Source organism: Marixanthomonas ophiurae (genome assembly GCF_003413745.1).
GTDB classification, from domain to species: domain Bacteria; phylum Bacteroidota; class Bacteroidia; order Flavobacteriales; family Flavobacteriaceae; genus Marixanthomonas; species Marixanthomonas ophiurae.
The window spans coordinates 894,473-917,598 of sequence record NZ_QVID01000001.1; the positions used below are offsets into that span (position 1 = coordinate 894,473).

22 protein-coding genes are annotated in these 23,126 nt (G+C 36.1%); 10 read left to right on the forward strand and 12 right to left on the reverse strand.

Annotated features, from left to right (window positions below; translation table 11 throughout):
* Window positions 1–12 precede the first annotated feature (12 nt).
* Entirely contained in the window at window positions 13–3,159 is a 3,147-nt protein-coding gene (locus DZ858_RS04035) for a UvrD-helicase domain-containing protein (RefSeq protein ID WP_158548346.1), read from the reverse strand.
* 170 nt (window positions 3,160–3,329) lie between these two features.
* Between DZ858_RS04035 and DZ858_RS04040 the strand changes: the two genes are divergently transcribed.
* The gene (locus tag DZ858_RS04040; protein WP_117158249.1) at window positions 3,330–3,938 is read left to right on the forward strand and encodes a superoxide dismutase; all 609 of its coding nucleotides are present in this window, start codon (window positions 3,330–3,332) and stop codon (window positions 3,936–3,938) included.
* Between the two features lie 738 nt (window positions 3,939–4,676).
* Window positions 4,677–4,958, forward strand: coding sequence for a hypothetical protein (locus tag DZ858_RS04050; RefSeq protein WP_117158251.1), 282 nt, complete (start codon window positions 4,677–4,679; stop codon window positions 4,956–4,958).
* Window positions 4,959–5,367: 409 nt separating this feature from the next.
* Here the strand turns inward: DZ858_RS04050 and DZ858_RS04055 are convergent, their stop codons facing one another.
* From DZ858_RS04055 to purN, 7 genes are all read right to left on the reverse strand, one after another.
* Complete coding sequence (locus DZ858_RS04055) at window positions 5,368–7,266, reverse strand: amidophosphoribosyltransferase (RefSeq protein ID WP_117158252.1); 1,899 nt, start codon at window positions 7,264–7,266, stop codon at window positions 5,368–5,370.
* Window positions 7,267–7,319: 53 nt separating this feature from the next.
* Window positions 7,320–8,243 (reverse strand): PfkB family carbohydrate kinase, encoded by a 924-nt coding sequence (locus tag DZ858_RS04060; RefSeq protein ID WP_117158253.1) that lies wholly within the window; start codon window positions 8,241–8,243, stop codon window positions 7,320–7,322.
* A gap of 148 nt (window positions 8,244–8,391) precedes the next feature.
* Entirely contained in the window at window positions 8,392–8,952 is a 561-nt protein-coding gene (locus DZ858_RS04065) for a hypothetical protein (RefSeq protein WP_117158254.1), read from the reverse strand.
* Between the two features lie 25 nt (window positions 8,953–8,977).
* Complete coding sequence (locus DZ858_RS04070) at window positions 8,978–9,541, reverse strand: hypothetical protein (protein ID WP_117158255.1); 564 nt, start codon at window positions 9,539–9,541, stop codon at window positions 8,978–8,980.
* Between the two features lie 4 nt (window positions 9,542–9,545).
* The gene (locus tag DZ858_RS04075) at window positions 9,546–11,330 is read right to left on the reverse strand and encodes a T9SS type A sorting domain-containing protein (protein ID WP_158548347.1); all 1,785 of its coding nucleotides are present in this window, start codon (window positions 11,328–11,330) and stop codon (window positions 9,546–9,548) included.
* Between the two features lie 387 nt (window positions 11,331–11,717).
* Window positions 11,718–12,356 carry a ribonuclease H1 domain-containing protein gene (locus DZ858_RS04080; RefSeq protein ID WP_117158257.1) on the reverse strand — a complete coding sequence of 213 codons (639 nt, stop codon included), beginning with the start codon at window positions 12,354–12,356 and terminating at the stop codon, window positions 11,718–11,720.
* Window positions 12,356–12,937: a phosphoribosylglycinamide formyltransferase gene (gene purN, locus DZ858_RS04085; protein WP_117159510.1), complete on the reverse strand. Its 582-nt coding sequence runs from the start codon at window positions 12,935–12,937 to the stop codon at window positions 12,356–12,358. Before purN ends, DZ858_RS04080 begins: the two co-directional genes overlap by 1 nt.
* A 176-nt stretch (window positions 12,938–13,113) precedes the next feature.
* On the opposite strand from purN, the gene DZ858_RS04090 reads away from it, so the two are divergent.
* The 5 genes from DZ858_RS04090 to pyk are packed head-to-tail and all read left to right on the forward strand — an operon-like array spanning window position 13,114 to window position 17,336.
* A complete protein-coding gene (locus DZ858_RS04090; protein WP_068590783.1) occupies window positions 13,114–13,347 on the forward strand; it encodes an acyl carrier protein in 234 nt (77 codons plus the stop codon).
* A gap of 12 nt (window positions 13,348–13,359) precedes the next feature.
* Window positions 13,360–14,613, forward strand: coding sequence for a beta-ketoacyl-ACP synthase II (gene fabF, locus DZ858_RS04095; protein WP_117158258.1), 1,254 nt, complete (start codon window positions 13,360–13,362; stop codon window positions 14,611–14,613).
* A gap of 7 nt (window positions 14,614–14,620) precedes the next feature.
* Complete coding sequence (rnc, locus tag DZ858_RS04100) at window positions 14,621–15,364, forward strand: ribonuclease III (protein WP_117158259.1); 744 nt, start codon at window positions 14,621–14,623, stop codon at window positions 15,362–15,364.
* Window positions 15,365–15,399: 35 nt separating this feature from the next.
* Window positions 15,400–15,906: an IPExxxVDY family protein gene (locus DZ858_RS04105; protein WP_117158260.1), complete on the forward strand. Its 507-nt coding sequence runs from the start codon at window positions 15,400–15,402 to the stop codon at window positions 15,904–15,906.
* Window positions 15,906–17,336 (forward strand): pyruvate kinase, encoded by a 1,431-nt coding sequence (gene pyk, locus DZ858_RS04110; RefSeq protein WP_117158261.1) that lies wholly within the window; start codon window positions 15,906–15,908, stop codon window positions 17,334–17,336. Before DZ858_RS04105 ends, pyk begins: the two co-directional genes overlap by 1 nt.
* Window positions 17,337–17,381: 45 nt before the next feature.
* On the opposite strand, the gene DZ858_RS04115 is transcribed toward pyk, so the two are convergent.
* A complete protein-coding gene (locus DZ858_RS04115) occupies window positions 17,382–18,161 on the reverse strand; it encodes an SH3 domain-containing protein (protein WP_117158262.1) in 780 nt (259 codons plus the stop codon).
* A gap of 53 nt (window positions 18,162–18,214) precedes the next feature.
* Window positions 18,215–19,318, reverse strand: a complete 1,104-nt coding sequence (gene dinB / locus DZ858_RS04120; protein ID WP_117158263.1) for a DNA polymerase IV — start codon at window positions 19,316–19,318, stop codon at window positions 18,215–18,217.
* Between the two features lie 105 nt (window positions 19,319–19,423).
* Between dinB and DZ858_RS04125 the strand changes: the two genes are divergently transcribed.
* Genes DZ858_RS04125 through DZ858_RS04135 form a run of 3 tightly spaced genes read left to right on the forward strand, consistent with a single transcriptional unit; the run spans window position 19,424 to window position 21,055 of the window.
* Complete coding sequence (locus DZ858_RS04125; RefSeq protein ID WP_317124714.1) at window positions 19,424–20,077, forward strand: NAD(P)H-binding protein; 654 nt, start codon at window positions 19,424–19,426, stop codon at window positions 20,075–20,077.
* A complete protein-coding gene (locus DZ858_RS04130; RefSeq protein ID WP_117158265.1) occupies window positions 20,074–20,553 on the forward strand; it encodes a CYTH domain-containing protein in 480 nt (159 codons plus the stop codon). The genes DZ858_RS04125 and DZ858_RS04130 overlap by 4 nt, the downstream gene beginning before the upstream one ends.
* Window positions 20,543–21,055, forward strand: coding sequence for a YciI family protein (locus tag DZ858_RS04135; RefSeq protein WP_239990715.1), 513 nt, complete (start codon window positions 20,543–20,545; stop codon window positions 21,053–21,055). Before DZ858_RS04130 ends, DZ858_RS04135 begins: the two co-directional genes overlap by 11 nt.
* Here DZ858_RS04135 and DZ858_RS04140 read toward each other — a convergent pair whose 3' ends face one another.
* Window positions 21,056–21,637, reverse strand: coding sequence for a TetR/AcrR family transcriptional regulator (locus DZ858_RS04140; RefSeq protein ID WP_117158266.1), 582 nt, complete (start codon window positions 21,635–21,637; stop codon window positions 21,056–21,058).
* 80 nt (window positions 21,638–21,717) lie between these two features.
* Window positions 21,718–23,118 (reverse strand): efflux transporter outer membrane subunit, encoded by a 1,401-nt coding sequence (locus DZ858_RS04145; protein ID WP_117158267.1) that lies wholly within the window; start codon window positions 23,116–23,118, stop codon window positions 21,718–21,720.
* Window positions 23,119–23,126 lie beyond the last annotated feature (8 nt).

Below are 23,126 nucleotides of genomic sequence, written 5' to 3' on the forward strand. Positions count from 1 at the left end.
CGAGTAACAAAGTTAGGCTTTATTTATAAGTATGCCATTTTCTGAAGTATAAACCAAGATTTTTTCGGCAATCTTAAAATTCATTTCTGAAAGCGCTGTTGCATATTGGTTTATTTGAATCTTGTGTTTTTCAGATTGACTTCCGGTTTTATAATCTATAATACTTACGCTGCCGTCGGGATGAAAATTCAATCGGTCGGGACGTAATATTTTCCCTTCTGAAGTCATTAAATCCCGTTCGTTTTCTACTTTTTCTGAAGGTTGAAATAAGTGGTTTAACTTCTTATCACTTATTAAAGTTTCAACCGCTTCTTTTAAAATTTTAAAATCACTTTCTGAAACAATCGCTCGTTTTTTTATATTGTCTAATATTTCCGAAGCATCGCTTTCATATTTAATTTCAGCCATCGTATCGTGGAAGAGGTTTCCGCTTAAAATGGCAGCTTCGGTTTCGGTATCCCAAAGCAATGCTTCTTTAGTAACAATTTTTAAGTTACGACTTGACGGCGAACTGTTAATATATGTAGGCGCTACCGTATTCGTTATAGAACGTTCTTTTTTAACTTTTTTGGTGGCTTTATTACCAAATTGATACAACAATTGGCCATCGTTCCATTGTTGCTCATGTTTAAGGTATTCCACAAACAGTTGATTAAAATTCTTTGGCTGATCCTTTACCTTACTTGGCTTTTCAGAAAAAATATAGAGTTGTTCTACCGCCCTTGTTAGGGTTACGTAGAGCAGGTTTAAGTTGTCGAGTTCTAACGTGTTTCTGCGTTCGGCATAAATTTTAGCGCCTTGTTCACCAAATTCTGCTACACTACTATTAAAGTTTATTAAAGCCTCTTCAAAACCAAAATTATTTTCAGGGGCTTTAAACCAAGTTTTAGGTTCTATTTCTTTATACAAATCGGTTTCAGCAAACGGGAATATCACGATAGGAAATTCGAGTCCTTTTGCTTTATGAATAGTCATTAATCGTACCGCTCCGGTAGTTTCGGCCGCGGCGACAGAGGCTTTTTCTTTTTTGGCATCCCAATACTCCAAAAAAGCAGTTTTTGAAGCCAAGGGTTGTTGTTCAAACTCATACACTAAATCCATGAATCCGAAGAGATAGGCATCGGCATTTGGCTCTAATTTAAATTGACGAATGCAATATTCAAACGCCTCATATAAGGAAACTGAATGTATGAAATTGGGGTTAAAATCGATTTCGTATTGCTGTAAGGTTTGCGTTACTTCTTCAGCAGATTCGTTTAAAAACTGGATGAAAAATGTATGTTTTTCTTCTGAAATGGCAAGAAACTCGTGTATAAAATCAAGCATATTTATTTTTGCTTCTTCATTTTCAGGTTGTAAAGAATAGATAAGCGTTTGCATTAATCCTTGAACCAATGGCGAAGATTGTAGTAATAATGTTTCAGAAGAAACAATTGAAATTCCGTTTTCCATAAGCCAAGAACCCAGCGCAATTCCCTCTTTTTTACGGCGCGTTAAAATACAGATGTCTTGTTCTTGATAACCACTGTCTTTTAAATCCTGTATGGTTTGTAACACCAATTTTGCGTAAGTTTCTTCCTTTTCTGCAGCCGATTGTTTTTCAATAAATTCAATCTGAACATAGCCACCTTCTTTTTTAGTATGCTTTTGTTTATTACCTATTTCATATAAATGCGTATGACCGGAATCACCGAAGTATTTTGAAACAAACGTAAAAAATGAATTATTGAACGTAATAATCTCTTTGTAACTCCTATAATTGGTGTCTAAGGTTTCTACCTCGGCTTTTGAGACAGCAAAAGGAGTTTTGCCACCATACAAATCCATAAACTGTTCGGGTTTGCCGCCTCGCCAACGATAGATAGATTGTTTGGCATCGCCTACCAATAATAACGAACCTACTTCTTCATCTGCTACTTGTTGTGATAACGCATTTTCAATCAATGGAATTAAGTTTTCCCATTGCAATTCGGAAGTGTCTTGAAACTCATCAATAAAATAATGACGGTATTTTTCGCCCAGTCGTTCATAAATAAAAGGTGCTGGCTGGTTTTTTATTTCTTTATTAATGATGGAATTAAACTCTGAAATAGGTAAGATGTTTTTCTCTTCCTTAATGGCTTCTATTTCTTGCTGAACCAAGTTTATCACGGAAAGCGGCGTAAGATTTTTTACTATGGAATTGATTAAGTGAAGCTGAAACACCAATTTTTTACTCGTTGAAAAAGCAGAAACCAATTCTGGAGTCAATCCGTCCATAATGCTGCTTTCGGGTGCTTTTACACGTCCTGGATACAATGGTTTATCTCCTAAAGTTTCTTGCCATTTGGCTCCATAGGGAACATCAAAATTTCCTTCAGAAAGCTTTACAAAATAGCTGTATAAGTATTTGCCACTAAAGTGGCTTTCGTCTAACCCATTGTCGGCAATTGTTTTTAGTGTAATGGAGGCAACTTGAATGATGTTTCCTGAAAGTTTTTTCTGTTGTTTCAGCAATTGCTTTTTAAACGAAAGAAAGTCATCGAGGGATCGTTGCTTCAGCTTTCCAACTTGATTAGATTCATTCTCAGAAAAAAGTAGCGAAGAAGCTTTGGTAATGTCGCGAGCAATATCCCACGATTTATCATCATCGGTTTTTTCAAGTGCGAAATCCAATAGGATATTAGTAATCTTTTTATCGTCGCCTGCTTTGCTTATCAATTGATCCACGGCTTCTGCCAATAATTGATCTACATCCAGACTCACTTCAAAATTTGAAGAAAGTTTCAAATCACGTGCAAAGGTTCGTAATAATTGGTGGTTAAAACGATCAATTGTTTCTACACTAAACGCCGAATAATGATGTAGTAAATGTTTTACAATTGCTTTTGAAGTTGTTTGAATAGTTTCGAGGTTCATCCCGGTTTCAGCAGCGAGAAGTGTCATCATATCCGGCGGGTTGGTAACTGAAGTTTCCTTTGAAAATTCAACTAAATTTAAAACAATACGTTGTTTCATTTCAGCAACCGCTTTGTTGGTAAAGGTTATTGCTAACAAATTTTTATAGCTTCCTTCATTTTTTGAAAGCAGTAACGAGCTTAAATATTCTTTTACAAGGGTGAAAGTCTTCCCACTTCCTGCGGCAGCGTTATAAATGGTAAAAGGCGAGGTTGTTTTCAAGCTGTTTTTGTTTAAAAGTAGCAAATTGTGCTTTTATCTACACAAATTATCAATATAATTTATATGGTTATAAAATCTTATAAATTTTATAACATTTTTTACGTCATCTTCTGCGTACCTTTGATAATGAACATAACAAAAAAATATAAACAACTAAAAAAGATATAATTATGGCTTTTGAGTTACCGAAATTACAGTATGCTTTTGATGCATTAGAACCACATATTGACGCAAAAACGATGGAAATCCATCATGATAAACACCACAACGGATACACCAACAAATTGAACGCAGCCATTGAAGGAACTGATCAAGATGGAAAAACAATCGAGAATATTTTGAATAATCTTGATATGGACGATAAGGCTGTCCGTAACAATGGTGGTGGTTTCTACAATCACCGATTGTTCTGGGAAGTAATGTCACCAAATGGTGGTGGAAAACCCTCAGGAGCATTAGCCGAAGCAATTAATAGTGCATATGGAAGCTTTGAAGATTTTAAAGAGAAATTTTCTACAGCAGCGAAAACTCAATTCGGATCAGGATGGGCTTGGCTTTGTGTTCATGAAGGGGGTAAAGTGGAGGTTTGCTCTACCCCTAACCAAGACAATCCATTAATGCCTGGAGTAGGCTGTGGCGGAACACCAATTCTTGGGTTAGATGTTTGGGAACACGCGTATTACCTAAATTACCAAAACCGCAGACCTGATTACGTAAATGCATTTTTTAATGTGATCAATTGGGATGAAGTTTCTAAACGATACGAGCAGAATAAATAAGTAGAAGCTTATAGATTAGAAAGGAAATCCCACTGGAAACGGTGGGGTTTTTTTGTTTATGACTTTTTAGTTAAAGGACGAAGAATCGTGTTTGACTAAAAACTTTTTTTTAAATAGAAAAGCAGAGAGTTAAAAGCGGGTGGTATTTCTCCTGCCGTCGAAATGACTATCAGATTTATACATAAAAAAGCGGATAAGATGTTTGAAAGAAGAAAAGCGGCTCGCACTAAAGTTTGTTCAGCAGGGAATGAAGTTTTTTCGGTTACTCGCTACCCCATTTAGGTTTATGGCATAAAAAAAGGCGGATAAGTGTTCATGGAGAAATATGAAACGGCTCGCTTTAAATTTTCTTCTTGTGATTCAAGTTTTGTCTATAGCTTGCCACTCCATTTAGATTTGGCGCATAAAAAAAGGCGAACAAGTGTTCGCCTTTTTTTGCCCCAAATCTACCATGAACTTAACCTACTTATGCTATGGTATGATTCAAATATATACAATAAAGTATTTCAATATTTATTTTTTAGACCAATAGCTTTTATTTTCGATAAAGAGGGTTTTTTGATAAGTGTTTTCCTTCAAAAAAGGGAAAACATGTGAATGATTTATTAAAAATTCATATTTTTTGCTATTTGCTTGATAAACAGCTTTTAAATGTTAATCCAATGTTATGTCAATGTAAATTTAACGTTAAGTAATTAAATTTTTCATATATTTGGGTGTGATAAAAATGAATGTATTATGAGTAATGATGAAAACAAATATTATATACTGAAAGTAAAATATTCTGTCCAAGAAATATCTGGAAAGAAAAAGAATGGTAAAAAATCAATCCATAAAAGGAAGAAACGGTATTTGGTTAAAAACCTTGACACGTTAGATAGTAAATTTCAAGATATTGAACACGCATTAACCGAAGTGGATGATTCTACATCCAAAAATATCTTTACTCTTTTTAAAAATTATATGGTCAGGTTTGGCTCTAATTGCAATTCAACTTATCATAGAATGTTAAGGATTTAAACCTTTATAAAACATCGATCAACAAAGCAAGTGGTTTTAAATCACTTGCTTTTTTTATTTAAAGGTGAAGTTTTAATTAGCTCTCACCAACCGAAATTTAATTAAAAAAAAAGATAAACAATTGTCATTGGAAGATGGGAAACGACTCGTAATAAAATCCGTTCAACAGGAATGGAGTCTTTTCTGTTACTCACCACCCCACAATTTAGCGCATAAAAAAAGGTGAACAAGTGTTCACCTTTTTTTGCCCCAAATCTTACCATAAACTTAACCTACTTATGCTATGGTATAATTCAAATATATATCAAATTTTCAGTTCTGCAATAAGGCTTTTCCTACTTTTGGATGAACTGTTTTATAAACTCGATTAAGTGTTCAATAATAGTTATTTACACTGTTTTTTAACAGTTTAATACGCTCTTTCTGGGTTTCCTTCGTAAAAATGAACGTAAGCTTTGTTAACCACTCGCTTTCCGCCATTTGTTGGGTAATTACCTGTAAAATACCAGTCACCTAAATTCTTAGGACAAGCTTTGTGCAGGTCATCTACCGATTGAAAAATCAATTTTACATCAGCATTAATGTTATTATCACTAATAATATCAGCAATCTTATCTGAGATCTCTTGATCGCTAAATGGAGCATATAGATCTTTCACGTGATTCACTACATCCTTATCTTCTACATGTAGTTGCTCTTTACATTTATGGTAAATTTCTTCAACAACATCATACGTACCGCGTTCTTTATGTAAAGCCAATGCTGCTTGAAATGCAACTAAACCTTCCAAACGTGCCATATCGATACCATAACAATCTGGATATCGAATTTGCGGAGCAGATGAAACCACGACGATTTGCTTCGGGTTTAATCGATCCAGCATCTTTAAGATACTCTTTTTAAGTGTTGTCCCGCGTACAATACTATCATCAATAATAACTAGATTGTCCGTTGGTTTAACAACCCCGTAGGTGACGTCGTATACGTGGGCAACTAAGTCATCACGACTGCTATCTTCGGTAATAAAAGTTCGCAGTTTTACATCTTTAATCGCAATTTTTTCGGTGCGAATTTTATGTCGTTGTATTTGCTGAAGCCTTTCAGTGGTTAAATTACCTTCTTCTTCTAAAATGGCTTCATTTTTCTGCTTGTTCAGTTCGTTTTGGGCAGCGTCAAGCATCCCATAGAAGGATGTTTCAGCTGTATTTGGAATAAAAGAAAATACGGTATTTTCGGTATCATGATTTATTTCTTTTAAAACCTTTGGCATAACTAAACGCCCTAATTCTTTTCGCTCTTCATAAATTTCAGCATCGCTTCCGCGGGAAAAATAAATTCGCTCAAACGAACAAGATTTACGCTCTAGAGGTTCTAATATCTTTTTTTCTGAAAAACTACCATCTTTTTTCAAGATAATAGCGTGTCCAGGTTCTACTTCTTTAATATCTTCAAACGCCACATTAAATACGGTCTGAATTGCCGGTCTTTCTGAAGCGACAACTATCACTTCATCGTCTTTGTAGTAATAAGCTGGACGTATTCCTGCAGGATCGCGTAACACAAAACCGTCACCGTGACCCAACATTCCGGCCATGGCATAACCACCATCCCAATCTCTAGCCGACTTTTTAAGTATTTTTTCAATCTTTAGATTTTCAGCAATAAAGGGGGAAGCTTCCATTTTGTTTAACCCTGCCTTTTTTGATTTTTTATAAAGCTTGCGAACACCTTCGTCTAGAAAATGACCTATTTTTTCCATTACAGTAATGGTATCAGCCTTTTCTTTAGGGTGCATTCCAAGTTTAATCAAATTATTGAACTGTTCGGTAGTATTCGTCATATTGAAATTACCAGCAATAATTAAATTACGGTGCATCCAGTTGTTCTGGCGAAGGAAAGGATGTACGTTTTCCACGCTGTTAATACCGAAAGTTCCATACCGAACGTGACCTAAAAGTAATTCGCCAATGTAAGGGATGTTCTTTTTTTGGGCGGCGACATCATTTTTGTATTCTGGGTGTCTTATAAACTCCTCATTTATACGACCGTTAATTTGAGCAAAAATATCCTGTATAGGCTGCGATTTATTAGATCGTACTCGGCTTATATAACGCTCTCCAGGATCTACGTCGAGTTTAATACTAGCAAAACCAGCACCATCTTGACCACGGTTATGCTGTTTTTCCATCATCAAGTACATTTTATTTACCCCATAAAATGCAGTTCCGTATTTCTCCTTATAATATTCAAGCGGTTTCAGCAATCGTACCATTGCTATTCCACATTCGTGTTTTAACGCGTCGCTCATTTTTCTAAAAAATTAGTTCAATTAAAAACGCCCCGAAAATTCAGGGCGCGTTATTATGTTAATTCTATATCAAATTGTGTTAGGCTTTGAAATTGTTTCAAGCGCTGATGTACTTCTTTTTTTGTGAGACCCTCCAATCGTTCTGTTCCAAATTTTTCTACACAGAAGGAAGCTAAAGCCGAACCATAAATAATGGCATTCTTCATATTTTCGAAACTGTAATCTGCGGTTTTTGCCAAATAACCTGTAAATCCTCCTGCAAAGGTATCTCCAGCTCCGGTTGGGTCAAAAACTTCTTCTAATGGTAATGCGGGTGCAAAGAAGACATCTTCATTATGAAATAATAATGCGCCGTGTTCCCCTTTTTTAATGACCACATATTTAGGTCCCATCTCTCTTATTTTTTGAGCTGCAACCACCAATGAATATTCGCCGGTTAATTGCCTAGCCTCTTCATCGTTAATCGTAATTACATCTACCTTAGCAATGACTTGTTTTAATTCGGCTAACGCATGATCCATCCAAAAATTCATGGTATCTAATACTATTAATTTTGGCGAATCCATTTGCTCAATTACGCTTAATTGGACGAGTGGGTGCAAGTTTCCTAACATCACTACTTCAGCATCTTTATAGCTTTCAGGTACTTTTGGCTGGAAATTTTCCAATACATTCAACTCGGTTGCCAAGGTGTCGCGGGAATTCATATCGTTATGGTATTTACCACTCCAAAAGAATGTTTTTCCCTCCTTAATAATTTCAAGTCCTGAAACATCCAAATTATTGTTTTTCAGCATAGCGATATATTCTTCTGGAAAATCACCTCCAACTACTGAAACAATGGCGCCATCGGCATTAAATTGACTAGCAGCCAATCCTATATATGTAGCGGCGCCACCTAATATTTTATCGGTTTTGCCAAAAGGCGTTTCAATAGCGTCGAAAGCAACGGTACCAACTATAACAAGTTTGCTCATATCTAATGCCCGCAAAAGCGGGTATCTTTTTAAGGTTTCTATCTAATTTTGAAAGTACAAAGATATGGTTTTGGGTTTGGAAATGCTAAAAAAATAAACCCCTCAGTTTTTAAAGCCGAGAGGTTTTTCTAAAATGCATGAAGACTATTTATTTTTGAATGGTAATATAAGTTCTTGTATCTGAATCATCAAAAATGTCTTTAACCTCTTTTAACTCTCCGTTAATATAAAGCTCAAAAGTTCTTTCGAAGTTAGATTGTAAAATATCTATTATTTTTAATGTGTCAAATTCTTCGTTGGGATATTGTAATACATATTGTCTTTCATTTGTCCAACTATCATCTTCCTTTACTTCGTCATTTTCCCAGCCTTGGCCATAAACCAATGCAATATATTCACTTTCCGGGCAATTGTCATTAGGACATTCGGGACCGAACAAAACCATCTCATTATCAAAAGTGTTTACCCTGCCTAAATTGCTCAATTCAGGGTTTTCGGTACTATATGTAATTTCGCCATCCTCTTTAGACTGAACAAGGCCAATTTTAACTTCGTTGTTTTCAAATAAAGAGCCATCCTGTATTAAAAATTGAAAATAGAGTTCTTTATTGTCTGGATCATTTTGAGGTGTTGTACTTTCTTCTTTGTTACAAGCAACAAATAAAGAAAGGCATACCAATAAGGTGCTAAAATAAAATACTGTTTTCATGATGTTGATTTTTAAATTAAGACCGCTATTTCTCTATAGTAATATAATTAGCGCTAAACAGACTAAAATTAGTTGGTTCACCTAGAATTTCTTTCTCTTGTCCATTAAGGAAAAAAGTGAAATCAGTCGATGGTGGATTTGTATAAAAACGCTCTCTTATTCGAAGCGTATCGGTATCATCACCTTGATATCTTAGCAAGTAGTATCTATTAATGTCGTAAGCATCTTCTTCCTCATATTCAATATTTTCCGGACTCATAGAAAAAATGAATCCAATATAATCACCTAGACAACTTTGTCCTGCACATTGCGTGCCAGTTAAAGTTTTATCTATATCGTCTAGATACTCTACTTTCCCCATTGGCACCCAATGGATAATTTCGCCAGTGGGAACTATTTCACCATTTTCCATTTTCATTTCATCTGACAATTCAACACTTCCATTTTCAAAAAAACTTCCGTCTACTTTTGAAATATCAAAATATAAAAAATAATCTGCAGGGATACCTCCACTATCATTGCTTTCGTCTTTATTACAGCCTGCACACAATAACAGGAATAAGCTGCTTAAATATAGTAATGCTTTCATAATTTTATTTTTTTAAGATTAATTTTTTAGTGAAATATTTTTCTTGCCCAATAAGCTTTACAAAATAGATACCCGAGGAATAATTTTGTATGTTTAATGAAAAGGTATCCTTTTTATATCTTTTTTGTCTATAGAGTACTTGGCCCAACAAATCATATAAAATCAATGTATATTTGGTTTGATCTGGTGGCACAATAGTGATACGTCCTGATGTTGGATTTGGATATAGTTGCAAATCTCCAGTAAATTTAACAGGCAGATTCGTTTCATTGGATAGTACTACATTATTTCCAGTTTCTATAGCGAGTATTGAATCAGAATGTTTTTCAGTTTCTGTTTTTTCACTGTTTGGACGTGTCGAAAAACATTGCTGTGCTGGTGGTGGCGGATCTCCATGCACAATTGTTTTTTGTCCAAATACACTGCCATCACAGAGCCCAGTTACTTCTAAATCGAGTATTGTTTCGTCTGAAGGATGAACCGCTAATGCCACATCTACTTCATTAGTCCCTTGTCCCGAGACAATAGAGCCATGGGTTACGCTCCAATCATAATTTACAGATGGAAAATCAGGTGCTGTGTATGTATAAGTAAAAAGTGGGCACGCTTGGTCGAGTCCGTCAATATCAATGGTAAAAATATCTAAAACACTAAATTTTGCTGTCTTTGTACCACAATTGGGTGTTACTTTTATCACACCACCAAAATCGCTGACTGCCTCTACAGTAAGGGTATTGGTGCCTTGACCGCTTAAAATATTCATATTATACGGTGGATCCCAAGTATACTCTGTAACACCCGGCAAGGTATTTACAGTATAAGTAGCGGTTTGCCCTGCGCAAATACTTGAAGGGCCTGTAATTTCAAAATTTGGATAATTAATGCCAATGTCGCCAATGTAACCGTACATTTTTCCAACTTGCAATGGAGAAAAAGAATTTCTACAATTTGATGGTGCATAGCTCATTATATTTGTAACATCAGGAGTCCAATTATCATTCCAGTTATCAGAACCTCCATCCATGGTATTATAATCACAAGGAAAATCTACATAAGATTCAGGGACTCTTCCGATTTTTCTTAATCCAGGATCAGCTTGTGTATCACATAAAGCATCGCCATTAATTTCACATTTTAAATCATCAATCGTACTAACACAAAAAACACCCTGTCTTTTAGACCTGCTTACAGCCTCTTGGTAACAATTACCGGCACTTTCGTTATAATGTTCACTGGAACGGGAGGTTTCTTGGGTGTGTAAGAGCCCTAATGTATGCCCTATTTCGTGTCCTAAAGTTTTTGATATAGACGAAGACCCTCCAATACTTACAGCGCAGGTGTATGCCCTTGGGTCAGGTATGCCTGGAAAAAGCTCGAAAGGAAAATTTGCTTTGCCTCCCCATATTTCCCTATTGGGGGGAGGAGCGGAATGTAAAACAAAATGCACGTTAATTGCACCTGTTGTTTTGTTGCTTAACGTGTAATCATCAAAATATTGTTCTCCATAATTTGCATAATTACTGTTATTTACCTCACTAATATCACATAATAAGTAGAAATTAATATTGCTTTCATATGCATAAAGAGAATTTAATTGGTCAATAACATTGTAAACTTGACTGTTTGAAATATTTCCGGCACCATTGTCATTTTTATAAATCCAAGCTTTGATGGGAATGTTTCTTTTATAACTTTCTGCGGAAAACCTGCTTTGATCCATAACCATTTTGGCGGTTCCTTCCATTACATTCTTCATATAATTGGTATCGATATTTACTTTGTTTTCCAAAAGTATGTCCACCAATTTTTGATTATTGCCAAAGAACTTGTCGTTTTTATAGGCTCCTGGCGCTGCTTCTGTACCACAATCTAGAGGGTCAGGGTTTTTTTGTGAAAAAAGTATAAAAGATGAAAACAGTAAAAATAGAAATAAAGTCCCTTTTAAAAAATTGAGGGGGGGGGGTAGTGGTTAGCTTCATAATATGTAGTTTTAATAAATTACAATTGTCTTATTGGCAAAACCGTTTACACGAAAAAAAACCTTTTTAAACAGAGTTTTAGTTAGCCAAAAATTGCTTGTTATTAATTTAGGGAGCCAAAATGTAGGATAAATCTACAAAAATTATGTTAATTTAAAAAAGATATAAATGGGAAAGGTTTTATTTGCGACAATAGCCTATTTCCTCCCAAAATCTGCTGGAATTTCGCCCCACGCTTTGGTTTCCCATTTAACCACTTTGGTGGAATAAGTGTTTGTTTTAAGCCAAGTTTCGGCTCGGGCAATTAATTCAAATAACGATTTATTTTTTGAAGACTTCTTTAATTTAGTGTTGCATTTTTTTCGTTTTACCCACCCCATCGCAATTTTGCTGTCCGTATAAATAATACGGTCGCTATTAATCTTTTTTAAATAGGCTAATCCGTGAACCAATGCTAAAAACTCACCCACATTATTTGTGCCTTGCTTAAATGTCCCTTGATGAAACAATTGCTTATGCGTTTGCGTATCTACACCGCGATATTCCATTTTCCCAGGGTTGCCGCTAGAAGCCGCATCAACAGCGATGGAATATAAGTTTGGCTGGCCTATTTTGGCTAATTGCTCTTTGGTGAGTGTTTTTTTCTTTTTGGTATTTTTTCCTTTATAGTCAGCATATTCTTTACTGAAGGCAATTTTTGCTTCTTTTAAACTTTCAAAGCTTTTGTATTGTGCACCGGTAACTCCTGTAATAGCTTTTTTGCATTCTTTCCAACTGTGAAAAATTCCTGCTGGGTTTCCAAACCAGACTACATAATATTTTTTGGTCTTTGCCATCAGTTAGTTTCTTCTCCAATTAATACTTGTTCAATCACTTTCGGGAAATGCTTATATTCTAATGTATGCACTTTTTCCGCAACTGTTTTTGGTGTTTCATTATCTGAAAGCGGCGTTTTTTCTTGAAATATAATAGCACCTTCATCATAATTTGCGTTCACATAATGAATTGTAATACCAGTTTCAGGTTCTTTATTTGCAATAATTGCTTCGTGAACATAATTCCCATACATTCCTTTTCCGCCATATTTAGGAAGCAAAGCCGGATGGATATTTATTACTTTGTTAGGGTATTCTTTTAAAATTAATTCAGGAAACTTCCATAGGAATCCTGCTAACACAATTAAGTCTGGTTTGGTTTCTTGGAGCGTTTTTAAAATACCATCTTCAGAAAATAAATTTTCCTTATTAAAGTATAGCGATTTGATATTGTGTTTTTTAGCCTTTTCTAGCACCTTGGCATTCTTCTTGTTTGACAACACAAGAACAACTTCACCAACATTAGATTGTTTAAAATATTTTATTATATTTTCGGTATTGGTACCACTACCGGAAGCGAATATGATAATGCGTTTTTTCATCAAAATAATAATGAGGTTTTCAAGAAGTAATATAAAATAAATAACAAAAGTAAGGTAATAGGGTTTTACTTCTCCCAAAAATGTTTAAATTGGTATTCACATTTTATGTTTAAAATGGTGTATTAAATTAAAAAATTTTATTTTTGCCACTTAATTAAATTTTAAAAACAAAGATTATGTCAGACATTGCATCAAGAGTAAAAGCAATTATAGTAGACAAACTAGGAGTTGATGAGAACGAAGTTGTTAACGAAGCAAGCTTTACAAACGACTTAGGAGCTGATTCCCTAGATACAGTTGAACTTATTATGGAGTTCGAAAAAGAATTTGATATCCAAATTCCAGATGATCAAGCTGAAAACATTGCAACAGTAGGTCAAGCAGTTTCATATATAGAAGAAGCTAAATAAATTTAGTCCTTTATGGAACTTAAGCGAGTTGTAGTTACAGGTCTTGGAGCACTTACGCCTATTGGTAATACTATTCCTGAGTATTGGGAAGCATTAATCAATGGAAAGAGCGGTTGTGCCCCTATTACTTATTTTGATGCTGAAAAGTTCAAAACTAAATTCGCTTGTGAGCTAAAAGATTTTAAACCAGAAGATTTTTTTGATAGGAAAGAAGCCAGAAAACTGGATCGCTTTGCCCAATATGCTTTAGTTTCTTCAGATGAGGCCATTAAAGATGCGGGAATAAACCTAGACGAAGTTGATAAATTTCGCGTAGGTGTTATTTGGGGTGCTGGTATTGGCGGACTTGAAACCTTTCAAAATGAGGTAATAAATTTTGCAGAAGGGGACGGAACACCACGTTTCAACCCCTTCTTTATTCCTAAAATGATAGCAGATATTGCCCCTGGTAATATTTCTATTAAACACGGCTTTATGGGGCCTAACTATACTACGGTCTCTGCTTGTGCATCTTCCGCCAATGCAATGATTGATGCTTTAAACTACATTAGGTTAGGGCATTGTGACGTGATTGTAACTGGGGGTAGTGAAGCTGCAGTAACCAAAGCAGGTATGGGAGGATTTAATGCTATGCACGCCCTTTCAACCCGAAATGAAAGCCCTGAAACAGCATCAAGACCTTTTGATGCAACCCGTGACGGATTTGTATTAGGAGAAGGTGCTGGCGCATTGATTCTTGAAGAATACGAACATGCCAAAAAGCGTGGAGCTAAAATCTATGCCGAAGTTGTTGGTGGCGGGATGTCTAGTGATGCCTACCATATGACAGCTCCTCATCCAGATGGTATTGGCGTAGAGCGCGTAATGCTTAACTGTCTGCGAGATGCAGGAATGAGTCCTAATCAAGTCGATGCCATTAACACACACGGAACTTCAACACCACTAGGTGATGTGGCCGAACTGAAGGCGATCACCAAAGTATTTGGGGAACACGCTAAAGACATTAATATAAATTCTACCAAATCCATGACCGGACACTTATTGGGTGCCGCCGGTGCAATTGAAGCGATAGCTTCTATTTTAGCCATGGAAAATAGTGTAGTACCACCTACTATTAATCATACTACAGCAGATGAGAACATTAACTCATCGCTTAACCTTACCCTTAACAAAGCCCAAGACCGCGAAATTAAAGTAGCGATGAGCAATACCTTTGGCTTTGGAGGACACAACGCTTGTGTGCTGTTCAAAAAACTGGACGCATAAACACTAGATGACATCTATAAAACACATATTCAATTCCCGCACCACAAATGACGGGGATTTTTTTTATGCGATGAAAAAAATTCTAGGCTTTAAACCCAAGAATATTTCAATTTATAATGAAGCGTTCACCCACAGATCCCTTCATGAGAAAAACAACGAAGGACAACCCCAAAACTACGAGCGCTTAGAGTTTTTAGGCGATGCCATGCTAGGCTCAGTGATTGCAGCCCACCTTTTTAGTAAAGTGCCTTCAGGCGATGAAGGGTATCTTACCAAAATGCGCTCTAAAGTAGTAAGCCGCGAACATTTGAACGAATTAGGACGGGATTTAAACCTTATCAAGTTTTTAAAATCCTCCGTTTCTTCTGATCAATTTGGAGGGAATATTCACGGCAATATCTTTGAAGCTTTGGTAGGTGCAATTTATTTAGACCGTGGCTACAAGTATTGTGAAAAATTCATCTATAAACGGGTGATAAAACCATATGTTGATATTGAACGCTTGGAAGGTAAGATAATTAGCTACAAAAGTATTTTCATTGAATGGTGCCAAAAAACAAAACAGCATTTTAAATTTAATATCTATGAAGATACTGGTAAAGATGAATTGAAACACTTTGCAGTTAAACTTCAACTAGATAACGAAACAATAGCCAAAGCAAGGGCTACGTCAAAAAAGAAAGCTGAAGAACGAGCCGCCAAAAGAGCCTATTATAAGTTTCAGTCAAAAATTGACAAAGAATTAAACTAAGCCGTTCGAAAGTTCCCTAAAGTATCCTTATTTTTATGCTAAAATCCGTTATGGGTAAACATAGATTAGTGCTCGAAGACGATTTTAGAGAAAATTTTCAGATACTAGCCATTCACTGTGCTGTAGAGCCCTATAAAATGGCGTTCTATCTAAATAAATACTTACAATTACGGTTAAAAAGACGACGAACAGATCTTGAATTTTCAAAAGATGGATTAGAAGTTCAGTTTCCGTTGTTTGAATTTGAAAACACTGCAAATTACACGGTGTACAATCTCGTTTCAAATACCTGCAAATCTGCTACTGCGCATACAACAGCTAGCGGAGGATTGTTTGAGTTAAATACTTCGGAAGAATATGTAACCACCTATTTAATTCCGGAGTATAAAAAAGTAGATTATTTTTTGAAAATCACGTCAGAGCACGATCAGGTTTCAATAAACACACTACTTTCAGAAGTAAATAAAATAAAATCCATTATTTCTTCTTATCTTATAGATAGTGAGCATATAAAGTCTAAAAACAATTTAATATTTAATTAATGCCGAAATTAAAACGAACCAAAATAGTTGCCACCTTAGGCCCATCGACCACCAAAAGAGAAGTTTTAAAAAAAATGATTTTGGAAGGAGTGGATGTTTTTCGTATCAACTTTTCCCACGCTAAATACGAAGACGTAAAAAAGCGAATTATCATGATCCGAGAGTTAGGGGAACAATTAGGTATTACTCCTGCAATTCTGGGCGATTTACAAGGCCCTAAATTACGGGTAGGTATTATGAAAGAAGAAGTGGTGGTTAAACCAGGAGATAAGCTTAGTTTCTGTACTGGAAAAGAGTTTGAAGGCACCAGTAAAAAGGTGTACATGAATTATGATAATTTCCCTAAAGATGTAAAAGCGGGCGAACGAATTTTATTGGACGACGGTAAATTAATGTTTGAAGTACTTGAAACCAATGGCAAAGATGAAGTGAAAACCAAAGTTATTCAAGGCGGGCCATTGCGTTCTCGCAAAGGGGTAAACCTACCTAACACTAACATTTCTTTACCAGCACTTACCGAAAAGGACAAAAAAGACGCCATTTTTGCAGTACAACAAGAGGTAGATTGGATTGCACTTTCGTTTGTGCGCCACGCCGAAGACTTAAAAGAATTGCAGGCTATTATTGAAGCACATTGCGATTACAAAATCCCGATTATAGCCAAAATAGAAAAGCCCGAAGCGGTACAAAACATTGATAAAATTGTTGCTTATTGTGACGGTTTAATGGTTGCTAGAGGCGATTTGGGAGTAGAAGTTCCAGCTGAAGAAGTACCACTCATTCAAAAAGAATTAGTATTAACAGCTAAGCGAGCTCGGATTCCCGTTATTATCGCTACGCAAATGATGGAAACAATGATCACCTCATTAACACCCACTCGGGCAGAAGTAAACGACGTCGCTAACTCTGTAATGGATGGTGCGGATGCCGTAATGCTGAGTGGTGAAACTTCGGTTGGTAAATATCCGGTAGAAGTGATTAAAACCATGGCCAATATTTGTAGAAGTGTAGAAAACTCTAACCTAATTGCTGTACCTCACGAGCCACCACAAATTAGAACCAATCGTTATATTACTAAATCGGTTTGTTACCATGCAGCAACCATGGCGAACGAAATTGATGCGACCGCAATTTGTACTTTGACTAACAGTGGTTATACAGCCTTTCAAATTTCGGCATGGCGACCAGACGCGAATATTTTGGCGTTTACTTCCAACAAACGTATTTTGTCACGGTTAAATTTACTGTGGGGTGTTAAAGCCTTTTACTATGACAAATTTGTAAGCACGGATGAAACGGTTGACGATGTAAACAAAATTGCCCAAAATCAAGGGTACGTAACAAAAGGTGACTACTTGATAAATCTTGCGGCAATGCCCATTGCTGATAAAGGAATGGTAAATACGTTAAGAGTATCATTGATTAAATAAAAAAAGCCGAGTTTTTAACTCGGCTTTTTCAATTTTAATAAATTTTTAATCCGCCATTTCAGTGCGTTCTAATTTCATTTTATTTCCTTCTTGGAGAATGTCTACAGAATAGCCATAGCCTTCAGTTCGGTAGTCGTAATTTATTTTTTCTAAATTATTATTTTTTCTATTCACGGTTAACTGGCTTGTCCAAGTTCCGCTTTTAGGGTCTTTTTCTTTAACGGTTTCTTCATTGCTTCCTTTTGGGTTGGGGTATGCAAAACTCTTCGGAATATCGAACAACTCGGCTGCAATATAGAATACTTCGTGCCACTTGTCTGTTGGGAGTACTAATGTTTCAGTGTTTGTAGGTTTACTAGCCGTTCCGCCGCTGGTTTCTGTAAATGAAACTCCTGGGAACTGTCCTTTTAAATCATCAGCGTAAATTTTAGCTTTTATGTCTTCTTCCGGAGGAAAAAATCTGGAAAGATATCCGTTAAAAGCATAACCGGTTTTCTGATTGTATTCAATTTGATGCATCGCGCCTCTAATACCGCCAATAGTCATCGTCTCTTCATCTTCTGGGGCAATTACTTTAATTTTTGTTCCGTACGGCATCACCCCTAATTTTTCACTGTTTAGGTTATTGTGTTCTCGTAATGTGAGTCCGCTTGAAGCAGTTACGTAGAGAAAATCTGGCGTGGTTTCGGTTTCTTTTTCAGCAAGGGCAAGTTCGTTGGTTTCTTCTGAAATTTCTGAAGATTCATTTGATTTCGTTTCATTTTTACAGGATAATACTGAAATGATCACGGTAAAAACAAGCAAAGAATAAGCTACTTTTTTCATAATAGATGGGTTTTGGAATTACTAATTAGATTCAAGTAGTTTTATTGCATGTTTTAAAAATCAAGTTTAAGTTGAACGTCTATACTTTCCTCAGGTTCGGGCTGTTGCTCCTTTTTTTCATTGTTGAGGTTCGATAAAGAAATCCCCAATAATCGCACCGAATTTTTCATTTTCTCTTGAAATAACAAATCTTTAACAGCTTCTAGCATTAATGACTTGCTTGAAATATAAAACGGTAACGTCTTGCTTCTAGTTTGTAACGTAAAATCGCTATACTTAATTTTAAGGGTAATCGTTTTTCCTGCCACATTGCTTTTTGTGAGGCGTCGTTCTACTTCTTCGGCAATGGTTTCAAGACGTTCCAACATATAGACTTCCGAAGAAATATTTTCTGAAAAAGTCCGCTCGGCAGCTAATGATTTTCTCGTTCTGGTTGGTTTTACGGCGCTGTTATGGATTCCGCGAACCACGTGGTAATAATAGCCACCACTTTTTCCGAAGTGTTCCTGTAAATACTCTAACGATTTGGATTTTAAATCTTCCCCTGTATAAATTCCGTGGCGATACATTTTTTCTTTGGTCACTTTCCCAACACCGTAAAACTTTTTAATGTCGAGTTTTTCTAAAAAATCTAAAACCTCTTCGGGCGGTACAGTTTTTTGCCCATTGGGTTTGTTGATGTCACTCGCAACCTTGGCAATAAACTTATTAATGGAAATCCCTGCGGAAGCATTCAGGCCGGTTTTCTCTTTAATTTTCTGCCTAATTTCTTTCGCAATTAAGGTCGCACTAGGATTTCCTTTTTTATTTTCTGAAACATCTAAATACGCTTCATCTAACGATAATGGTTCCACTAAATCGGTATATTCATGAAAGATCTTCCGGATTTGTTGCGAAACTTCCCGATAGCGATCAAAATTACTTTTTACAAAAATTAGATGGGGACAAAGGCGCTTTGCCGTTACACTGCTCATTGCCGATCGCACCCCAAATTTTCGCGCTTCATAACTTGCAGCACTAACGACCCCACGTTTACTGCTTCCGCCCACAGCTATAGCCTTTCCTCGTAATTCGGGATCGTCCAGCTGTTCTACTGAAGCATAAAACGCATCCATATCTACGTGAATTATTTTACGAATGGGCAGCCCTTCTTCCATAGTGTAAATTTAATATCTTTATAGCAACCAAATCTCTAAGAGTTTCAATTATTAAACAGAAAATTTTGGTTAACTACTAATTAAAAAAACCCGTTTGCGGGCATAATGATGAGCAAAACAGCGATTATTTTAGGAGCAACTGGTTTAACTGGAAGTATGTTGCTTCAGCAGTTACTTGATGACGATTCAATTTCGACCATAAAATTGTTCTCACGTAGTTCAAGTAACATAAAAAGCCCTAAAGTTGAAGAATATCTAATTGATATGTTTCAATTGGAAAAAGAAACGGAACGTTTTACCGGGGATGTTGTTTTTTGTTGCATTGGCACCACAAAATCAAAAACACCGGATAAGGAAACGTATAAAAAGATAGATTATGGTATTCCGGTAGCGGCGGCAAAACTTGCCAAGCAAAATTCTATTAAAAAATTTGTTGTAATTTCAGCTTTAGGATCAAACCCAGATAGTAGCGTATTTTATAACAAAGTAAAAGGTGAAATGGAGCGCGATGTGTTGCAGCAGAATATTTCAGAAACCTATATCTTGCAGCCGTCATTAATAGGTGGTGACCGAAATGAAAACAGAACGGGAGAGTCGATTGCGCAGTTTTTTGCTAAAACCTTCAGTTTTTTAATTCCTAAGAAATATAAAATGATTGAACCAGAAACCATTGCAAAAGCCATGCAAAATTTACTATATAAACCCTATGCTAAAACGAGAATCCCTTCAGATGAAATTAAAAAGATAGCAACAGTATGATTGAAATAGAACGGAAATTTTTAGTGACTTCCGAAGCTTTTAAAGAACACGCGTTTAAAAAAACGAGAATCGTACAAGGATTTTTAAATACACATCCCGAACGGACAGTGCGTGTGAGAATAAAAGGCACCGAAGGATTTATTACCGTAAAAGGCATTGGAAACGAAAGCGGAGCCAGCCGTTTTGAGTGGGAAAAGCAAATTACTGAAGAAGAGGCTGAATCGTTATTAGAACTTTGCGAACCGGGAAGTATTGAAAAAATAAGATATGAAGTAAAAGCTGGAAAGCATATTTTTGAAATAGATGAATTTTTTGGTAATAATAGAGGGTTAATTGTAGCTGAGGTTGAACTTCATGAAGAGCAGGAAACGGTCACCATCCCCAATTGGATAGGAAAAGAGGTTACCGGAGAAACAAAATATTACAATTCGCAACTAAGCAAGCACCCTTTTAAAACGTGGAATCATGAAAAATAAAATTAAGTTATTTTGTATGTTGGCAGTACTTTTTAGCTGCAATAATCCTCAAGAAAAAGAAGAAACAAACACTTTTGTTGAGGAAAAAGAGCAAGCATTGGAAACTGAAAAAGAATCAGCTGCACAACTTAAAAAAGAACTGACCGATAAAGGCTACCAGATTTTTGACTATGTAGATGAAAAAACCGGCGATACGGTATTGATGCAACAATATTTCATTGCTTTTTTAAAGCAAGGCACCAATAGATCGCAAAATAAAGCTGAGGCAGATAGTTTGCAAAAACTGCATTTAGCACATTTAGGCAGCATGTATGAACAAGGCTTTGCCGACATTTCAGGTCCTTTTGGGGATGATGGAGATATTCGCGGGATTACCATTTACAACGTACCTACACAACAAATGGCAGATAGTTTGGCTAATATGGACCCTATGGTACAAGCAGGTCGTTTAGCCATTGAAATACACCCGTGGTGGGCAGCAAAAGGGTTTTCGTTACGCTAATTAATCTATCAACGAAGCATCAATGACAATACCTCGTAAATTATAAACCACCAAGTGGTTTAGCATTTGCTGCGTGGAATATTGGGTGTTGAATTCAGGATCGGCCAGAATTTCATCAATTTTAAATAAGTGTATTTCACAAAAAAGGTTCAGGTTTAGATCTTGCCTGATTTCGTTTACTTCTTGTGCTTCCTTCAATAAGCCTAAAATTGTTTCAAAAATTATCTCATTTTTATATTTTTCATAATGTTTGTGTGCCGAAATATGATATTTTTTTAGCTCAAAATAAAAAGCGGGATCGTAAGAAACCATTTGGTTAATTCCGTAACGATAAATAAGAATGATTTTTTGAAGTGGGGAAAGGTCTTTTTCTAATATACGATCTATTTTGCTGAAATGTTCCGTGAAAACATAACAGATAGTATCTTTAATAAGCAGGTCTTTACTATCAAAATATGTGTACAATGTTTTCTTTGATACGGCTAATGCTTTAGCAATATCATCCATAGAAACGCTTTTAACACCGTACTTTTTAAAAAGTTCTAATGTTTTAATTATAATTTTTTTGTTGTCGTCTTGCATACTATCTTCTAAAAAAATTCCCGCCCTGCATCGCTACAGGGCAGGAATCAACAATCAACCAATCATGAAAACTATGATTTTTATTGCCAACCGCCACCTAAGGCTTCATACAAGTCAACGATAGCTTGTAACTGGCTATTTTTTGCACCTACTAAATCTAAACTTGAACTTAACGCATTTTCACGGGCAGTTAAAACTTCTAAGTAGTTTGCCAACCCATTATCCAATAACTCTTGGGAATAATCGGTAGCTAAAGAATAGGCTTCATTTTCTTTTTCTTTTACTTCAATTTTATCGGTAGCAGCTTCATACGAATACATCGCATCTGAAACTTCTTTTCCGGCATTTAAAATGGCAAACTTAAAATCCAATCTTGCTTGCTCTTGCAGCGCTTGTGATACTTCGTATTGAGTTCGTATTTTTCGTCCATTAATAATAGGTTGCACTAGGCCTCCCGTTATGGTTGCAAACAACGAGCTAGCACTGAATAAATCGTCTATATCCAAACTCTGCAATCCTCCGGTTGCTGTTAGCGTAAGTGAAGGGTAAAAACTACTTCTTGCTACGTTTGTTAATTCAAATGCATTGACTAGGTTATACTCTGCGGCAATTACATCGGGGCGATTACGTAAAAGCTGAGCAGGAACGCCCGTTTTTAAATGCGTATTTATTTCTTGGTTTTCCAATGCACCCCGAGTAATATCCTTCATAGGACTTCCTAATAAAATAGACATGCTATTCTCTAACAGTCGGGCTTCATTTTTCAAATCAATTAGTATGGCTTGTGCGGTGTATAACTGTGCTTCCGTTTGCTTAACGCCTACTTCGGTCACATTACCAGCTTCTTTTAACGCCTCCGTTGTTTCTAAACTATTGGTTCGGGTTTTGATGGTTTCTTCTGTAATTTTTATTTGCTCATCCAATGCCAATAATTGATAATACGTAGATGCAATATTCGCCACCAATCTACTTTTAACAGCTTTGTGAGCAGCAACGGTTTGTAAGTAGGAAGCTTGAAAAGCTCGTTTGTTACTGCGTATTTTCCCCCAAATATCAGCTTCCCAGGAAAGACCACCGCTTAACTGATATTGATCTAAGGTAGAAAATTGGCTTCCAAACTGACTGTTTTCTGAAAGTTCCTGTCGGGTATACGTAGCATTTCCATTTAAAGTAGGGAAATAACCTGCTTTTCCTTGTTTTAAATATGCTTCGGCAGCCGAGATTTGCTGAATGGCTATACGAATGTCAATGTTGTTCTGAAGCCCTTCTTCAATATAACTTTGAAGTTGTGCATCGGTAAACAACTCTTTCCAAGAAACTGAAGCCATGGATAAACTGTCTTGAGGTAGTTTATCCGTTCGATAATATTCAGTTTCTACAACGGTTTCCGGTCTGTTGTACTCTTTAGCTACAAAGCAAGATTGTAGTGTTAAGAAAACCAATCCTACCGTAGCTATTTTATATATTTTAAATCGTTTCATTTTTTCAA

What these genes read in the sequence shown, in the direction of transcription:
- DZ858_RS04040 (WP_117158249.1), top strand. Translation starts at nt 3,330, where the DNA reads ATGGCTTTTGAGTTACCGAAATTACAGTATGCTTTTGATGCATTAGAA.
- DZ858_RS04050 (WP_117158251.1), top strand. Translation starts at nt 4,677, where the DNA reads ATGAGTAATGATGAAAACAAATATTATATACTGAAAGTAAAATATTCT.
- DZ858_RS04055 (WP_117158252.1), bottom strand. Translation starts at nt 7,266, where the DNA reads ATGAGCGACGCGTTAAAACACGAATGTGGAATAGCAATGGTACGATTG.
- DZ858_RS04060 (WP_117158253.1), bottom strand. Translation starts at nt 8,243, where the DNA reads ATGAGCAAACTTGTTATAGTTGGTACCGTTGCTTTCGACGCTATTGAA.
- DZ858_RS04065 (WP_117158254.1), bottom strand. Translation starts at nt 8,952, where the DNA reads ATGAAAACAGTATTTTATTTTAGCACCTTATTGGTATGCCTTTCTTTA.
- DZ858_RS04070 (WP_117158255.1), bottom strand. Translation starts at nt 9,541, where the DNA reads ATGAAAGCATTACTATATTTAAGCAGCTTATTCCTGTTATTGTGTGCA.
- DZ858_RS04080 (WP_117158257.1), bottom strand. Translation starts at nt 12,356, where the DNA reads ATGGCAAAGACCAAAAAATATTATGTAGTCTGGTTTGGAAACCCAGCA.
- purN (WP_117159510.1), bottom strand. Translation starts at nt 12,937, where the DNA reads ATGAAAAAACGCATTATCATATTCGCTTCCGGTAGTGGTACCAATACC.
- DZ858_RS04090 (WP_068590783.1), top strand. Translation starts at nt 13,114, where the DNA reads ATGTCAGACATTGCATCAAGAGTAAAAGCAATTATAGTAGACAAACTA.
- fabF (WP_117158258.1), top strand. Translation starts at nt 13,360, where the DNA reads ATGGAACTTAAGCGAGTTGTAGTTACAGGTCTTGGAGCACTTACGCCT.
- rnc (WP_117158259.1), top strand. Translation starts at nt 14,621, where the DNA reads ATGACATCTATAAAACACATATTCAATTCCCGCACCACAAATGACGGG.
- DZ858_RS04105 (WP_117158260.1), top strand. Translation starts at nt 15,400, where the DNA reads ATGCTAAAATCCGTTATGGGTAAACATAGATTAGTGCTCGAAGACGAT.
- pyk (WP_117158261.1), top strand. Translation starts at nt 15,906, where the DNA reads ATGCCGAAATTAAAACGAACCAAAATAGTTGCCACCTTAGGCCCATCG.
- DZ858_RS04115 (WP_117158262.1), bottom strand. Translation starts at nt 18,161, where the DNA reads ATGAAAAAAGTAGCTTATTCTTTGCTTGTTTTTACCGTGATCATTTCA.
- dinB (WP_117158263.1), bottom strand. Translation starts at nt 19,318, where the DNA reads ATGGAAGAAGGGCTGCCCATTCGTAAAATAATTCACGTAGATATGGAT.
- DZ858_RS04125 (WP_317124714.1), top strand. Translation starts at nt 19,424, where the DNA reads ATGATGAGCAAAACAGCGATTATTTTAGGAGCAACTGGTTTAACTGGA.
- DZ858_RS04130 (WP_117158265.1), top strand. Translation starts at nt 20,074, where the DNA reads ATGATTGAAATAGAACGGAAATTTTTAGTGACTTCCGAAGCTTTTAAA.
- DZ858_RS04135 (WP_239990715.1), top strand. Translation starts at nt 20,543, where the DNA reads ATGAAAAATAAAATTAAGTTATTTTGTATGTTGGCAGTACTTTTTAGC.
- DZ858_RS04140 (WP_117158266.1), bottom strand. Translation starts at nt 21,637, where the DNA reads ATGCAAGACGACAACAAAAAAATTATAATTAAAACATTAGAACTTTTT.
- DZ858_RS04145 (WP_117158267.1), bottom strand. Translation starts at nt 23,118, where the DNA reads ATGAAACGATTTAAAATATATAAAATAGCTACGGTAGGATTGGTTTTC.